We start from the raw sequence: 16,542 nt of genomic DNA, 5'->3' as shown, positions 1-16,542 counted from the left end.
CGAGGCTCCTTGCTCAAAGAGATGCTGGATTGGGCGGTGGGTTGGTCAACAGGTCGGTGTCGTCGGGGCCGCCCGCGCGCGCGATCGACACCGCGCAGGCCTTGAAGGCCGGCATCCGCGAATGGCGGTCCAGCGCCGGGTCGGTCAGCGCGTTCACGGCGGAGCTGCCGGCCCAGTGGAACGGTGCGAAAATGGTGTCCCGGCGGATGCCGTTGGTGAGGCGCGCCCGGAAGAGCGCCCGCCCGCGTCGGCTGCGCAGTTCCACCACGTCGTTGTCGGCGATGCCGTGCCGCCGGGCGAGGTCCGGGTGCAGCTCGGCCCGGGCGTCCGGCAGCGCCATGGTCAGGGCACCGACCCGGCGGGTCTGGTTGCCGCTCTGGTACTGCTGCATGTTGCGGCCGGTGGTCAGCACGTACGGATAGTCGGCGTCGGGCATTTCCGCCGGATCGCGGTGCTCCACCCGGAAGAACCTCGCCCGCCCGTCGGCGGTCGGGAACCGGTCGGTGAACAGCCGTGGTGTCCCGGGATGGTCCTCGCTCGGGCACGGCCAGAAGACCCCCTGCTCCGCCTCGATACGCTCGTACGTGATCCCGGCGTAGTCGGCTGTGCCGCCGGCGCTGGCCCGGCGCAACTCGTCGAAGACGCGGCGCGGATCGTCGTCGAAGTAGCGGCCGCGCCCGAGCCGGCCGGCGAGGTCGGCGAGCATCCGCAGGTCGGTGCGGACCTGCGGCGGCGGCGACAGGGCCTGTTTGCGGCGGATGACGCGCCCCTCCAGATTCGTCATCGTGCCCTCCTCCTCCGCCCACTGAGCCGTGGGCAGCACCACGTCGGCCACGGCTGCGGTCTCGGAGAGGAAGATGTCGGAGACGACGAGCAGGTCCAGCGCCCGCAGCCGGTCCATCACCCGGTTGGCGTGCGGGGCCGACACGGCGATGTTGCTGGCGAGCACGAGCAGCACACGTACTCCGTCGTCGGTCCCGAGCCGGTCGAGCATTTCCCAAGCCGACCGGCCCGGCCGGGGCAGCTCGTCCGGGTCGATGCCCCAGACGGCCGCGACGTGTGCGCGCGCCGCGGGGTCGTCCAGGCGCCGGTAGCCGGGCAGTTGATCGGCTTTCTGCCCATGCTCGCGGCCACCCTGCCCGTTGCCCTGCCCGGTGATCGTGCCGTAGCCGGAGAAGGGCCGACCGGGAAGGCCCAGGGCGAGGGCCAGATTGAGGTACGCCTGCGCGGTGTCCGTGCCGTTGCTGTGCTGCTCGGCGCCGCGAGCGGTGAGCACCATCGCCGACGTCGCGGTCGCCAGCAGCCGTACCGTCTCCCGCAGGTCCCGTTCCGGCACGCCGGTCATCCGCTCCACCCGGTCCGGCCAGTACGCCGCCACGGTGGCCCGGACCGCGTCGAAGCCGCTCGTGCGGTCGCGCACGTACGTCTCGTCGACCAGGCCCTCGCGGATCGCGATGTGCAGCAGCCCGTTCGCCAGTGCGAGGTCCGTGCCCGGCAGTGGCTGCAGGTGGAGGTGAGCGCCCCCCGCGGTGGTCGTGCGGCGGGGGTCGACGACGATGTGCCGCGCACCAGCGGCCCGTCCGGCGTCGAAGTACTGCATGGACGGCGGCAGCGCGTCCGCCGGATTCGCGCCGACCAGCAGCACGGCCTGCGCCTGGGCGATGTCGGCCAGGGGGAACGGCAGGCCACGGTCGATCCCGAGGGAGCGGTTCGAGGCGGTCGCCGCGGACGACATGCAGAACCGGCCGTTGTAGTCGATCGACGCCGACCGCAGCGCCACCCGCACGAACTTGCCCAGCGCGTACGCCTTCTCGTTGGTCAGCCCGCCGCCACCGAAGGCCCCGACGCTGTCCGGGCCGTACCGGTCCTGGCTGGCCCGGATGGCGTCGACGATGCGGTCCAGGGCTTCGTCCCAGCCTGCCGGTCGCAACGGGCTGGTGCGGTCGGCGGGATCCTTACGGACGAGCGGGCTCAGCAGCCGGTCACCGTGGTCGAGAAGGTCGGCAGCCGTCCATCCCTTGGCGCACAGACCGCCCCTGTTGACCGGGAATTCGGTGGGAGCCAGCCGAGGCGGCCCGTCGCCGATCGTCAGGGATATCCCGCACTGCATGGCGCAGTAGGGGCAGTGCGTATCGACTATGGGCGATGTGCTCACGCGTCCGATGCTTGCCCGGCACTGTTTCCGATCCATACCGGGGTCGTAACGCTCTGCGACCCTCGGGCACCACACCCGGTCGGCACCGCCGCGCCATGACCGCCACCACGATCACTCGCCGAGTGAGTGTCAGCGCCGCGATTGAGGCGGCGCTGACAACACACCCGACACATCGACGCGCAGTGGACCAACCTGCCCTTGCGCGATCTGTAGCTGTGAGACAGCCGCTAGATTCGTTGGAGTTTGAATCGCTGGTTGGCGCCGGTGCCGGGTGTCCACTGAGAGATGCGGGCACCGTCGGCGGTCGAAGCCTGCCAAACGTCCATTGCCAGACCGCTCTGCCGGTTGATGAGTCTGACCACCCCGCCGCCCTGGTCGTCGACCCGCCATTGCTGGTTGGCGGCGGTGGGCGCGTCGGGTTGCTGGGTGATGTCGGCGCCGGTGCTGTTGCTGGCGACCTGCAGGAACAGGCCGCTGTGCCGCACCCTGATCCGGAAGTGGCCCGCGTCTGCCGGCAGAAACTCGAACTGCTGGTTCTGTCCGCTGGAGCTCTGCCACTGGATCAGCAACCCGCCGGCGGCGGTGGACGCACCGTTGATGTCGGCCGCCTTACCGCTGTGCTGGGCCACGAGCCGGTAGTACGCACCAGTTTCGACCGGCCCCGAGTTGACTCCGGACGCGCGGTAGGTGTGGCCGGCCTGGCCGGTGAACTCCACCAGATCGGCCTCGATCCGCGTCGGCTGGACGGCGCTGCCGCTCGTCTCGTCGCGCAGTTCGAAGGTGCCGGCGAAGATCCGGTTGCGAACGCGGACGGGTCCGGCGCGGTCGGGAGTGACGACCAGCTCGATTCGGCTGCTGCTCCAGGCGGCGCCGACGGTGTATCCGCCGCGGCCGCGGAGCCCGGTGACCTGCCCGGTTGGCCAGGCGGATGGTAGGGCGGGCAGGAGGTGGAGTTCGCCGGCGTGGCTCTGTAGCAGCATTTCGGCGATGCCGGCGGTAGCGCCGAAGTTGCCATCGATCTGGAACGGCGGGTGCAGGTCGAACATGTTCGGTGCGAGCCGGTCGGTGCGTACGAGGTCGCGGAGGAGCTTGTGGGCGCGGGTGCCCTCTTCCAGCCGGGCCCAATAGTTGATCTTCCAGGCGAGTGACCAGCCGGTGCCGTCGTCGCCGCGCAGTTCCAGGGTCTGTCGTGCGGCCTGGTGCAGTTGGGGTGTGCCGCGTTTGGTGATCTGGTTGCTGGGGTGCAGCCCGTACAGGTGGGAGACGTGCCGGTGAGTCCGTTCGGTCTCCACCCAGTCGGCGAGCCATTCCTGGATGTTGCCGCGGGACCCGACCCGCGTCGGCGGCAGCCGGTCCCGGGCGGTCAGTACCTGGGCGCGGTAGGCGGCATCCACATTGAGGACTTCGGAGGCCCGTGCGACGCCGTTGAACAGGTCACGCAGGATCTGGTTGTCCATCGTCGGCCCCGCGCACACGCTGGCGTTCGTGTGATGCCGCAGCTCGGGCGAGTTCGACGGATTGGTGACGAGGTAGCCGAGCGTCGGGTGGCTGACCAGCGTGTCGAGGAAGAACTGGGCGGCGCCCTTCAGGGCCGGGTAGTTGGCGCGCAGGAACTCGATGTCTCCGGTGAACTGGTAGTGATCCCAGATCATGGTGGCCAGCCAGGCGCCGCCGGTTTGCCACATTCCCCACAGGGCTTCGTCGACCACCGACGAGCCGCGCCACGCGTCGGTGTTGTGGTGGGTGACCCAACCCCCCGCGCCGTACTGCGCCTGAGCGGTGCGGGCGCCGGATACCGTCAGATCTTTGATCATGTCGAAGACCGGCAGGTAACACTCGGCCAGGTTGGTGGTGTCGGCCGGCCAGTAGTTCATCGGCAGGTTCGCGTTGATCGTGAACTTCGAATCCCAGGAGGGAGCCATCTGGTCATTCCAGATCCCCTGCAGGTTCGCCGGCTGGCTGCCCGGCCGTGAGGAGGAGATCAGCAGGTAGCGACCGTACTGGAACAGCAGCGCGGAGAACTGCGGATCGTTGACGCTCGCGTGCTGCGCGATCCGTACGTCGGTGGTCTGGTCGGCCGCCGTCGTGCGTCCCAGATCGATCGACACCCGGTTGAACAGCGCCTGGTAGTCGGCCACATGGCGGCCGCGCAACTGGTCGAAGCCGATGGTGCGGGCCGCGGCGAGGTGCCGCCGCGCGATGCCCTGGTAGTCGCCGTTGACGGTCCGGTAGTTGACGTAGCTGGACCCGATCGACACCAACAGGGTGACGCTTGTCGCGCCGGAGACCCGCAGCGTGCCACCGGAGCTGCTGACCGTACCGCCGCTCACGGCGGCATTGGCCAGAGCAAGGAACCGGACCTGCCCGGTGATGCCCTCCATGTTGCCGGAAACACCGTCGAGGCCGATCGTGGCGGAGTCCGGGCTGGACACGGTCGTCCGTTGCGGGCTGCCGAACGTGGCGGTGAGCGTGATCGCGTTTGCCCGGTCGGCGGTCAACCGGATCACGATCACCTGGTCCGGTGCGCTGGCGAACACCTCACGCTGAAACCGCACCCCGTTGAGCACGTAGCTGGTAGTGGTGGTGGCCGTGGTCAGATCGAGGGTCCGCTGGTACTGCGACGCCCCGCTGGCACTGCCAAAAGCCAGCCGCAGGTCGCCGACCGGCTGGTAGGCCAACTGCCCGACCGGACTGCCCAGCATGGTCTGGTTGATCAGATCCTGCGCCTGCGTCCACTGATCGGCGAAGACCCGCCGCCGAATCTCCGCCAGGTTGGCCGCACCGCGGGTGTTGGCGGAGTCATACGGGCCACCGGCCCACACGGTGTCCTCGTTGAGCTGCAGCCGCTCGGTGTCGACATTCCCGAACACCATCGCGCCCAACCGGCCGTTGCCAATCGGCAGAGCCCGTAACCAATCCGTACCCGCCGGCTCGTCGTACCACAACGCCATGTCGTTGGCTGCCAGCACCTGTGGGGGTGCGGTCGACCCCGCCCGAGCGACTGCGGTCCAACCCGGCAGCAGCATGACACCAGCTCCCGCCGCCCCGGCGCCGAGAAGTTTCCGTCGTGTCACTTCAGACATCTTGTCTCCTTCGTGCAGCCGAGCGACGCACGGCGGCCCCAGCTGCCCCGGCCTTGACGATCGCAGGGCAGGGAAAGCGGAACGTTGACGAGGACGTCGCCTGAGTTTTCTAGGGTGTTACGGCGTTCACCAATCGTCAGACGTCACATGTTAACAACAGAGATAAAAGGTGGTCAATGCGTTGCCGTGGGACCACAATGCGATGCTGTCGTCCCGACCGGGCAGAGGCTCATAAGCTCAGTCCACACCGTTCGCGCCGTGCCCCCTGCGCAGTCGACGCGCAGGAGGCGATCGACTGCGGGCGATCGCCTAAAGGTCAGACGTACCCTCTGGGCCGGCCGGACCCGCGGCCGACCCGGCACCTTCCGCCTCAGGCATCAAGTATCTGCCATTCCTGGCTGATCTCGCTGCTGACCGGTTGCTGGACCGCCCTGGCGCCGTCTGCGGTGGAGCCGCCTTCGACCCCGACGCACCAGCCGTTGCTCACGTTGACGAACCGGTAATATCCGCTGGTCGTCGCGGGGACGAGATTCCACCACTGGTTACGCCCGCCGTTGTCGGCCCACTGAACGAGTGCCGCGCCCTGGCCCGAGCCACCTGGACTGTCCAGGACCTTCCCACTCTTGACACCGGCCAGCCGGAATGAGCCATCGCTGTTGGGCAGCAGCCGCCACTGCTGGTTGGCCGCGCCGGTCCACGGCCACTGGATGACAGTTGCCCCGTCCGCGGTGGAGCCGCCGTTGACGTCCAGCACCTTTGCGCTGCGCCGGTTGACCAGTCGAACGACGCCGCCGGCGGCGGCTGGCAGACCTACGACAACCTGTATCTGTTGCCCGGCCGTCAACGAGATCACCCGGGCCTGCGGACCGAGCGGCGAGGGGGTGACCGTCGCGGACGTGGTGATGGATGCCATCCCGCGCCGGCTGAGGAGGGTGATCGCCTGGGTGATCGTCGAGGTGAGTACCACGGTTGCCGAGCGACCGGGAAGATCCCAGGAGAGGCTGTGAATGCGGACCTGGTTGCGGCCGCGGACCCCGGTGATGGTGCCCCTGGCGAGCTGACCGGGCACGGCGGGCAGCAGCTCGATGACGCCGGGCCTGGTGTACACAAGCGCTTCGCTGAGCACGGCCGGCAGCGTGTTGGCCGCATCGGCGTTGTAGGTCTCCAGATTCGGGTTGTGTGCTGTCATCAGCGACCGGAAGAGCATGTTGTTGCCGATGATCTTCCGGAGGTTGCTGTAGACGCCGGCACCGTCCTTGAGTCGAGCGGAGGCGAGGGCTCGATGCAGACTGCCGTGCGCAGAGGTGTTCTCGTCACCGCGCAGCGCCAGGGCCCTGAGCGCGGCGGTGACCAGCCCGGGCGCCTCCTCGGGATTGATCTCGTGCAGGGGCCACGCGCCGTACAGGTGGTGGACGTGCCGATGGTTGTAGCGATCCGTGAGGCCCGGCCAGGACCATTCGGCGAGGGCGCCGCTGCCGTTGATGGTGTAGGGCGGGAGCTTCGCCAGCAGGGCCGTCCAGCGTGCGACGCCTTGGCCGGCGCCCTGTTCGACACCGAGCGCGTTGGCAGCCTCGACAGCCGCCCGCAGGGCGTGTCTGCCGGCCTGGATGTCGCCGGTGGCGTTGATCGCCAGCAGGACGTTCGTGCTGGCCGGCGAGTTCTCCATCGAGAACGACGGCACGAACACCACACGGCCGGCCGAGTCGGTGCGGGTCAGGAAGTCCTCGTAGAACAGCGCCAGCTCCATCAGCGCCGGTCCCAGCTTCTCAGCCAGGAACGTCCGATCCCCGGTGACCTGGTAATACTCCAGCAGGGGGTAGAGCAACCAGTCGGCGCCACCGGTCCAGCACTGGCCGGGGAAGCCGGGGTCGAAGTGCAGCATGTATCCGTACTCGCCGTCGGTTCGTGATGGGGCCAGGAAGCCGCGGGCGCCGTACAGGTTGCGAGCGTTGGTGCGCCAGTGCGCGAGCTGGCCGAGGATCAGGTTGAAGTAGCCCTGCATGGCATCGGTGAGGTCGAGAATGTTGCCGCCGGCGACCTGGAGGTTGATGTTGGCATCGGTGGTGAAATCGTCGGCCCAGGCGCCATTCCAGGTGCCGGCCCAGATTCCGGTCAACCGCGGCGGCAGTACGCCGCTGGAGCTGATGAACAGGTAACGGCCGCTGTCGTAGAGCCGTTCCAGCAGGGCCACATCGATGATGTTGCGGTTGGCGTTCTGCCGGGCGATCAGCTCGGTGGTCGACAGCTGCCGGTCGGCGGCAGAGACGTTCAGGTCCAGGCGGGAGCGGTCGTACATCGCCGAGTGCAGGGTGACGTGCCGGGGCCGCAGCTCGGCATAGTCGGCGCGCACCGCGGCCAGCGCCGCGTGCAACGGCTTGCTGTCCCAGGCCGTGGGTGACTCGTACCTGTCGAGTTTGGTCAGCAGGAGGAGCCTGGTTGCCGCGGTGACGACGATCCTCGACCCGTTCGCGGCTACCGTGCCACCGGTGGCGACGACCCGGGTGACGCCCTCGAAGCCGAACGCGCCCTGCCCGGACGGGTAGGTGCCCCGCAGGTTCAGGTAACCCGAACCGTCGATGACGCTGGCCAGGGTGGTGAAACGGACCGAGCCGGGGACACCGGCGAGGGAGGTGTTGACGCTCAGGGTCGCGTCGATCGAGCGGCCGGATGCCGGGGTCAGTTCGTGTACGACGACGTTGTCGGCCCGAGAGGCGAAGGCGCGGCGGGTCCAGGTGCCGTTGCTGTCGGTCCAGGTGGAGGTGACCTCCCCGGTCCGGAAGTCCGTGCTGCGGGCGTACCCGTTGGCGGTGGTCATGCCGGGCGTGCTGATCTGCAACTCGAAGCCGGGGTGGTAGGTCTGGGTCCAGCGCAGGCTCCAGCCGGCCGCGAAGTCCGAGTTGGCTCCGGCGTAGTTCCCGGCCAGCGCCTTGTCTCGTACGCCGGCCAGCCGCCCGGAGATCACTGGCGGGGTCACGCCCCGGCTGCCGTTGGGCAGCACGAAGCGATGATGATTGAAGATCACCTTTTCGAGGGTCGGCGTTCCGTACAGGACGGCGCCGTACTCACCGTTGCCGGTGAGGAACCCGTCCGTCCAGTTTGTCGCTGCGGTCGCGTCGTAGATCCCGCGCTCGGGCAGGGTGACCTGGGGTGCAGCGGCGGCGGCCCGTCCGGCGCCCACGGCCGGGATCAGGGTCGCCGAGCCGGCGGTCAGCGCGGCAGTGGCGAGCAGGCGCCTACGGCTCACGGGCAGGTCCGTCATCAGGAGTTCCTTTCGAGCCGAGGCTGAAGGTTGGGCGTCATGTCGTCCGGCGCCCGCAGCCCGTCGGTTCTGGGCTACGGACAACGGTTCTCCATGTTCGAATCGATTCGGCAAGAAGATGGGCATGGCTTCGAGTCAAGGCGTGCGTGCCGGCCGTGACCGAATCGATTCGACGACCGACCGATGTCGTTGACCACCCGGGCGGGTGAACACAGCCGACATGTAGATGTGATTAACCGGCAACACTGGCACTGAGTCAAGGATTTCAACTCATCTATGTTGTGCCTAAGCTCGAAATTCCATCAATTCTGGCAAAAGCCGCAGCAAAGGTAGGATGAAAGACTCGTCGGCACTACCGCCGACGCACCGGCTGCGGTCGGCCCGCCATCGGGTGCGTTCACTGGCGGCTCTCCTTGATCTTCGGCGACGGCGTACCGGCGTCGCACCGCGCCTTGATCTCGCTCTTGTTGTCGGTGGACAGCAGCACCACGCGGATCTCCCTGGCCGGACCCGATTCGTAATCGGTGACGCGGTAGCCGGCGGCGGGAGCGACGTTCGCAACGCGAGCCTGGCCGCCGGTGCAGAGCACAGTCACCACGCCACCGAGTGCCCGAACGGGTTTGCCTGGCTTCGCGGCCGCCGGTGCCGGCGCGGCAGTGGCCGTCGCCGTCATCTGCTCACCGCTCGGTGGCGCGGTAGGGCCGGGACTGGCCGACGAGCCGGCTCCGAAGACAGGTGCAGCCGGCCCAGCCGGAGCGCTGAACGTTCGGCTTGGTCGTGAAGTTGGTGCGGGCTCCGCGGACGTCGGCCGGGGAGTGGGTGCCTCGGTGGCAGGCGCATCGGCGGCGCCCGGCGGGGTGACACCGTGTCGAGGAGCGGCTCCGTCCGACCTGCCATCGATAGCCGAAAACTGGGGGAGGAGGAACCAGATGGTCCCTGCCGTCACCAGCAGAACGGGGATCGACAACGAGCCGAGGAGGCGGCGACGCCGGCCGGTGGAGGTACTGGCGGTGGCCGCGAGCGGTACGAGCGGGACGGGTACCTGCTGCGCTGATCGTGCCACGTGTCGCTCGGCGTCGTCGCTCAGACCGTGCAGGGCCGTCGCCACCTCCCTGGCGTCCGGCCGATCAGCGGGATCCCTGGCGAGGCAACGGTCGAGGAGACGATGAACCTCGGGGGACACTCCCTCGATGTCCGGCAGTGGTGCCGGATCGACGTACACGTGCGCATCCAACATCTGCGTGGGGGTCTCCGCTGACCAGGGCAGCTCGTTGGTAAGCGTTCGGTACAGCAACAGTCCGAGCGCGTACACGTCGGAGGCCGGCAGGACGGTGCCACCGGTGAGTCGTTCGGGCGCGAGGTAGGCCGCGGTGCCCAACAGCTTCCCGTCCGCCTCCAGCTCCGGCCGACCGACGGTGGCGGCCAGACCGAAATCGACCACCTTCACACCGGCCGGCGTCAGCATCACGTTGGACGGTTTGACGTCCCGGTGCACCAGATTACGGTCATGCGCGGCGGCTAGCGCCTCGGCGACCTGCGCGCACGTCCGCATCGCGGCGGCCGGCGGCAGGGGACCGGCGGCAAGTCGCTGAGACAGGGTCTGGCCGGGCAACAGTTCCATCACCACGTACGACACTTGACGCCCGGCGGCATCGGTGTGTTCGCCGAAGTCGTACACGCTCGTCACGTGGGGGTGCCAGAGGCCCGCTGCGGCCCTGGCCTCGGCATGGATGCGTTGTCGTGCGCCGTGGGCGGCAGCTTGCGCGCCGGCCAGAACCTTGACGGCCACCGCGCGTTCGAGGACCCGATCCCACGCCCGCCAGACGACTGACATGCCACCAGCGCCGAGACGGCCCTCGACCTGATACCTGTCGTCCAACAGATCACCGGCGATCACTGGGACAGCTTGCCAGAGCGGACTCGTCGTGGCATGGCGACCCGCTCCGACGCTGGTCACCAACCGTCACGATCTAAGCTTGGTCCATCCGTTGAGGAATGTCGCCGGGCGCCGGGAGGTGCCGCCCTCCCGGAGCAACGCGATCCGACTCCGTGGCCGCTCGCTTCCGGGTGAATCCGTCAACCACGCCGGCTGCACCAACCAACAGTCGACACCATGATCAGCATAGTCGCGGCGCATTGATGCTCTTGACACGCTCCAAATAGCACCGTTAACATCACCGAAACGTTGTTAGCGCTAACAGTCGCCGGCCGCTGATCCGCGCCGGACGAGACCGAATCGATGGGCGTGTGCGCTGGAAGCCCAACTGGTCGGAAAGCTTCTCCCACCCTTCGTGATCACGGTCGAGCGATGCCTCACATCCAGCAATTAGCCACGTCAGGCCGGCTATTCGCAAATCGGACCGCCCGTTGTTAGCGCTAAATACGCCCAGACGGAAGGTGGTACCTAATGGTTATCGAGAGGACTGCCGGCAATCGACGTCGAGGGTTGGCGGCTATTGTCCTTGCTCTTGCGGTAGGAATGGGCGTGGGTCAACTGACGCCGATCGTGCCGGCGTCGGCGGAGAAACCCGTGCCGCCGGCGGCGCCCGGCGTCGGACCGCAAACCCCGTCCGCCAAGGTGCCACTGGCCGGCGTCGACATGGCTCAGACCTACGTGAACCCGATCAATTTGCCCGGGATGGCCGTGCGCAACATCGTGGGAACGATGCCGCCTACGGACGAGAATGTCGCAGACACTTCGCAGATCCCGGCCAGCTTGAACCTGGAGACGTGGACGGCAGCGTCCGGGCGGACTCTCGCGAGCCGATCCACCGCCGGGTTCACCAGGATTTCCGAGAACTCCGCACGGACCGGGGCGGACTGGTCCGCGCTGAACGTCGACGGGACCATCTATCTCTACGCATCTGGTGCCATGCAGAACGCACCGAACAACAACCGCACTGTCTGGTCCACCACCGACTACCTCACGTGGACGCCCCACCAGATGAACCTGGGCCTGGTCGCACCAACCGTCGTGCAGCTCGGCGACAAGTTCTACATGGCCGGCAACAACACGCCGGTCTATCAAGCGGACTCGCCCACCGGGCCGTGGACCAGCATGGGCAGTTTCCTGCGCCCGACCGGCCAGACCCTGAGCGTTGGCGACGTGCAGTTCTTCCCGGACACCGACGGTCGGCTGTACCTGACGTACAACATCGGCTCGCCGATCATGGGCGTCGAACTCGACCCGAACAATCCTCGGCAGCTCATCAGCGACCCGGTTGTGCTCTGGACCTTTGACCCGCGCCAGGAGTGGCAGCACATCGGTGACAACAAGGCGACCTACACGCACGGGTACGTGGAGGGTTCGCAGTTGTTCAAGGTGAGGGACACGTACTACCTCTCGGTCGCATCCGGTGGCACGGAGTTCACCACGTACGCGACCGGCGTGATGACATCAAACAAACCGCTGTCCGGTTACAAAGTCACCCAGCAGAACCCCATCGGCTACGGAAACAACCACCCGAGTGCGGTATATCCGAACGCTGGGCACGGCAGTTTCGTACTCGACAAGTCCGGCAACCTGGTGTTCTTCTACACCTATGTCATCGCGTACGAGGAGTTCTTCGAGCGGCGACTGGGGATGGACATCTGCAACGTGACTCCCGCCGGTCCGAAACGGGGAGCGATCGATTGCGAGCTGTCGAACACGCCCCAATTGGCCCCGGGGAAGAAGATCTCCGGCAGGGACGACACCGGACTCTACAATGTGGCCACCAACAGCCAGGCGTACTGGGCGAGCAGCTATGCGCCCGGGCGCAACCCGTACTACGGAAGCGACCGCTCCCTATCCACGTGGTGGGAGCCGGCTGACGGCGATGCCGCGCCCACGTACATCAGGGGCTTCGGGACCGTCTTCCACATCTCCGCCGCGCAGATCCAGTGGAAGGAGCTCGGACGCACGTTCACCAAGGACAACGCGGTGCGGTACACGCTGGAGTACAAGGATATCCCCACCAACACGTGGCGGCCTCTGGTCGACAGAAGCACGAACTCCACCGCGTACACGGCTGACTACGTCACCTTCGACCGGGTGCTGACGAACGCAGTCCGGCTGAAGGTCCTGGGTACGACCGAGAACGTCAAGGTCGGCGTCCACGAACTCAACGTCTTCGGGGAGAACTACAACCTGGCCGTCGAGAAGGGCATGCTCACTCGATAGTCCGGTTGCTGGGCCGTGCGGTGGGAGCGGGCGAGATCAACAGATCTCGCCCGCTCCTCCCTGTGCTACGGGTGCAGATGCGGCTTCCGCACCGTCAACGTCTGGTGATTGGCGGCGTGGGGCCGGTAGGTCGGGTTGCCGGAGTAGGCAACGTGGACCCGGTAGGCCCCGGGCTGCAGATTGGCGGTCGGCAGTTCGACGGCGGCCCTACCGTCCGCCAGTGGCACGACGTGCACGGTGCCGCCGAAGGTGACGGTGACCTCGCCGGTCGGGGTCGGAGCGTGGTGCCTGCGCCCGCCCGCCGGCCCAACGGTCACGTTCAATCTGAACGTGCCCCCGCGGACAACCGACGCCGGCTTGGCCTTCGCCTGGACCTTGACGGCGGCCGTGCCCGAGGGCACCTCGAACGATGCCGTACCCACCGACGCCTTCAGGTAGTCGAAGCCGAGGTACTCGGCCTTGACCGTCCGGGCACCCGCCGGGAGACCTGTCGGCAGCGTGACCGTGGCTGCGCCGCCATTCAGGTGGGCGAGCTTCGACCACGAGCCGATGCTGAGCCGCACCTGACCGCCGGTCTCGAAACCGTCAGCTGCGGTGACCGTCACGGTGGCCGTGGTCGTCTGGGCGCCGCTCGCGTACGGCTCGACTGCCACCTCGGTGGCGGTCGTGACGTCGCTGTTCGGGACTCCGCGGATATCGTTCCACTCGCGGACGGTCAGCGGGATCACGGTGCCGTGACGCGGACGGACGACACCCGCGTTGGTCATGGTGATCGCCTTGGCGTTCCAGGTCGGAGCCTCGATGTCCTCGTGGCACGCGGCCTGGTAACCCCCACCGTTCGTGTACCGGTCACCCCAGAGGTAGAACTGGCCGGGGCAGGAGGTGTCACCGGGGTTCGCCTTGAAGACGACCGGTCCCTCGTACCCCTGGTTGGCGGCCCACGTCGTGCGCCCCAGAGCCGGCGCGACCAACGTCCAGTTGTCGATGTTGCTGTCCAGGAAGTCGGTGTGCTTCTCCGAGAAGATGTCCGAGCCCTGGTTGCCAGCCTCGTTCTTGGTCACCCGGTAGTAGTGGTCACCGACCCGGATGGCGGTCGTGTCGATCCGCGACAGCGGGGCCGGATCCTGCCAGACCTGGGGGGCGGAGAACGTCTTGAAGTCCCGCGTCGTGGCGTACCACATCTGCGCGTTGCCCTGACCGGTGCGGTTCACCGGGTCGCTCCACAGCGACTGCGCCCAGAACACGACGTAGGCGCCGATCTCCTCGACCCACAGCGACTCTGGTGCGAAGGCGTTGCCCGCGTTGTCGGGCGCGACCTTCACGTGCCGCTGAGGGGTCCAGTTCACCAGATCGTGCGACTCGAACACCTCGATGTACTGGGTGTCGTTGATGGCGTATCCACCCTGGTCGTACCAGTTCAGGTCGGTGGCGATCATGTAGAACGTGTCGCCGTCGGGTGAGCGGACGATGTGCGGGTCACGAAGCCCCTGGTCGCCCAGTTGAGAGATCAGCGACGGCCGACCTCCGGTCAGACCTGTCCAGTCCAGGGCGGTGTTTCCGTTGGACGTGGCGAACATGATCTGCTCGCCGTCGGCAATACCCTCGCCCTTGAAGTACCCCATGAAGTACCGCTCGTACTCTTCGGTTCGCGGCATGGCGGTGATGGTCACCGGGAACGACTTCTTCTCCGAGGCCGAACCCTTGGTGATGGTCGCCGTCAGGGTGGCGGCAACATCCTCATGGCCGAAGGCCGGGCGGCTGACCGCACCCGTCGGGGTGACGAGGCCGGTGGTCGATTTCCAGGTGATCGTGGATCCGAACTCGCCCTTGGCCGCGAGGTCGAGGTTTCCGCGTACGTCGTCGGTGTCGGCCAGGGTCAGGTCGAAGGCGTCCCGGTCGACCGCCTGCGCGTCGTCGAACTCGGCCTTCACCACGACGGGGATCTCCCGGGTGGTGACCTCCTGGCCGCCCTTGCGGACAGTCGCCGTGAGCGTGGCTGTCGCGTCGGGCTGCCCCTGCGCGGGCCGGGTGATCCTGCCGGTCACCGCAACCTTGCGTGCGCTGGCGAGGGCTGGCGGGCTGTTGACCTCGACGACCGAAGGGTCCGAACTGGTCCAGGTGATGGTCGAGCCCGCCACGGAGCCCACCTTGGGCAGAACGACATCGCGTACGACCGCACTGGTCAGGCCGAGGTCGATGGCCGCGGCGTCGGCGCGAACCCCATCGGAGACGGTCTTCTCTGCCAGCAGGAGTGTCTCGTCCAGACGCACCGCCCGGTCGTACACGCGGAAGTCCCGGATCGTTCCGCGGAACGAGTAGTGGCCCGACGTCTGCGAGCGACCCAGGAAGTTGCAGTTGGTCCCCGCCGCGTTCACCGACGGCGCCGTGGTCAGGTCGGTCGACGTCGCGTGCAGCACGCCATCGAGGTAGAGCCGGCCGGTCCAGCTCGTTCCGTTCGAGTTCAGTGACTGGGTGTAGGTGACATGGGTCCACGCTCCCTCGAGCATGCGGACCCGGTTCTGTTGGAGGTTCGCCGGACCCACCGCGACGCGGAACCGCTGGGTGTTCGACGCGAAGATGGAGCCCTCGGCGCCGGTGTCGACGTCGCACGAGCCGGACTTGCGGCCGAAACCCCACATCTGGTGCTCGCCGACGTTTGCCGGGTCGACCCACACGTCATAGTCGACGGTGAGGTTGGACATGCCGGCGGTGATGTCGTTCGGCAGTGCCACGTATGCGCCGTCGAGGGCGCCCTCGTAGGAGTCGGGGTTGAACCTGACTCCTTCACCGGTCAGGGCCGCCTTCTCGGGATTCACGAGCGTGGCGTTCGCCGCCGCGCCCGCGCTACCCGAGTTGACCAACGTCGTCCCACTGGTCTCGTCGAGGGCGAAGTGGTGTACCAGACCCTCGTCGAGATGCTCCTCGGCGGCGTGCGAGGGCGTCGCCGCGAACGAGACCGACAGAAGCGCACCCAGTGCCAGGACCGCGACACCTCTACCCTTGCGACTCAGCCCGAGACGTGGCCTTCGCTGTCGCAGTCTCAACTGATCCTCCTTGGTCGGGGTGGGATCTCTCTAAGGTGGACGGAACTGTTGACGCTAACTACGGCGTGCTGCCAGGTCAACGCAGTGCGTCGCCGCCTCAGCGGGTCCCGCGAGAATCGTGTCCGTCCGTCGGCCCGCACAGGCGCGTCCCGCCGGGTGAGGACTCTGCGGATGGCGGCGAGGCGCGACGCCGAGGGCCAGGGCGGCCCGCTCGTCCGGCCCGGCCGCTCGGGTCAGCTCCTCCGGGCGAGCGGCGCCACCCCACCGCAGGCACCGATCGTGCGCGCGGCCGCCGCCTGGACCCGCGGGGACGGATCGGAAAACGCCGCGGTGGCCGTGGCCAGCAACGCCGGCACGATCTGCCGGCAGCCGAGCACCGCCCGGACGTACAGGGCACCCTGCAGCCGCCCGTCCTCCCAGATCCCCTCCTCGTCGCCATCGGCAAGCGCCTGGGCCAGAGCGGCGTCCACGTCGAAGTCTGGCTCGGGCAGGTCCCTGTCCGTGCTGCTGCCCGCCTCGGCCACTGCGGCCAGGAAGTTGAGCAATTCGGCACGCAGGCCGGGATCGGTCACCCGCGGGTCGGCGAGCAGTGCGGCCACGTGCAGGGCGACCGGCGGGGTCGCGGTCCACGGCGTTCCCTGATGAATGATCGCCGACCACAGATGCTTGAGCGCCGTCGCGCGGGCCGTCGGGTCGTCCCCAGCGAGCGCCGCCAGATGGCCTGGGGTGTCCACGGCGGGGCCGTAGGCGTGCAGCAGAGCGGCGTACTCGGTCACGCCGGGAAAATACCCGGTCCGCACCGCGAACACCGTGTTGCACTGCACCCGGCGTCCGCTCGT

General features: G+C 67.8%; 7 protein-coding genes. 1 reads left to right on the top strand and 6 read right to left on the bottom strand.

The window, feature by feature from the left end:
- Nucleotides 1-13: 13 nt before the first annotated feature.
- The 4 genes from AB0O48_RS19995 to AB0O48_RS19980 form a co-directional block, all read right to left on the bottom strand.
- Nucleotides 14-2,155 (bottom strand): molybdopterin oxidoreductase family protein, encoded by a 2,142-nt coding sequence (locus AB0O48_RS19995; protein WP_357252303.1) that lies wholly within the window; start codon nucleotides 2,153-2,155, stop codon nucleotides 14-16.
- A gap of 227 nt (nucleotides 2,156-2,382) precedes the next feature.
- Entirely contained in the window at nucleotides 2,383-5,238 is a 2,856-nt protein-coding gene (locus AB0O48_RS19990; protein ID WP_365067421.1) for a glycoside hydrolase N-terminal domain-containing protein, read from the bottom strand.
- 370 nt (nucleotides 5,239-5,608) lie between these two features.
- Nucleotides 5,609-8,497: a glycoside hydrolase N-terminal domain-containing protein gene (locus AB0O48_RS19985; RefSeq protein WP_365067418.1), complete on the bottom strand. Its 2,889-nt coding sequence runs from the start codon at nucleotides 8,495-8,497 to the stop codon at nucleotides 5,609-5,611.
- A 397-nt stretch (nucleotides 8,498-8,894) separates the two neighbouring features.
- Nucleotides 8,895-10,394: a protein kinase gene (locus tag AB0O48_RS19980; RefSeq protein WP_365067416.1), complete on the bottom strand. Its 1,500-nt coding sequence runs from the start codon at nucleotides 10,392-10,394 to the stop codon at nucleotides 8,895-8,897.
- Nucleotides 10,395-10,982: 588 nt separating this feature from the next.
- Here AB0O48_RS19980 and AB0O48_RS19975 point away from each other — a divergent pair.
- The gene (locus AB0O48_RS19975; RefSeq protein WP_365067413.1) at nucleotides 10,983-12,659 is read left to right on the top strand and encodes a family 43 glycosylhydrolase; all 1,677 of its coding nucleotides are present in this window, start codon (nucleotides 10,983-10,985) and stop codon (nucleotides 12,657-12,659) included.
- A gap of 65 nt (nucleotides 12,660-12,724) precedes the next feature.
- Here the strand turns inward: AB0O48_RS19975 and AB0O48_RS19970 are convergent, their stop codons facing one another.
- Complete coding sequence (locus AB0O48_RS19970; RefSeq protein ID WP_365067410.1) at nucleotides 12,725-15,703, bottom strand: immunoglobulin-like domain-containing protein; 2,979 nt, start codon at nucleotides 15,701-15,703, stop codon at nucleotides 12,725-12,727.
- A gap of 233 nt (nucleotides 15,704-15,936) precedes the next feature.
- Nucleotides 15,937-16,479: a hypothetical protein gene (locus AB0O48_RS19965; RefSeq protein WP_357571272.1), complete on the bottom strand. Its 543-nt coding sequence runs from the start codon at nucleotides 16,477-16,479 to the stop codon at nucleotides 15,937-15,939.
- Nucleotides 16,480-16,542: the final 63 nt, after the last annotated feature.

Source organism: Micromonospora sp. NPDC085948 (assembly GCF_040686315.1).
Taxonomy (GTDB): domain Bacteria; phylum Actinomycetota; class Actinomycetes; order Mycobacteriales; family Micromonosporaceae; genus Micromonospora.
The sequence above is the reverse complement of the archived record's forward strand: the minus strand, read 5'-3'. Positions and strand labels throughout refer to the sequence as shown.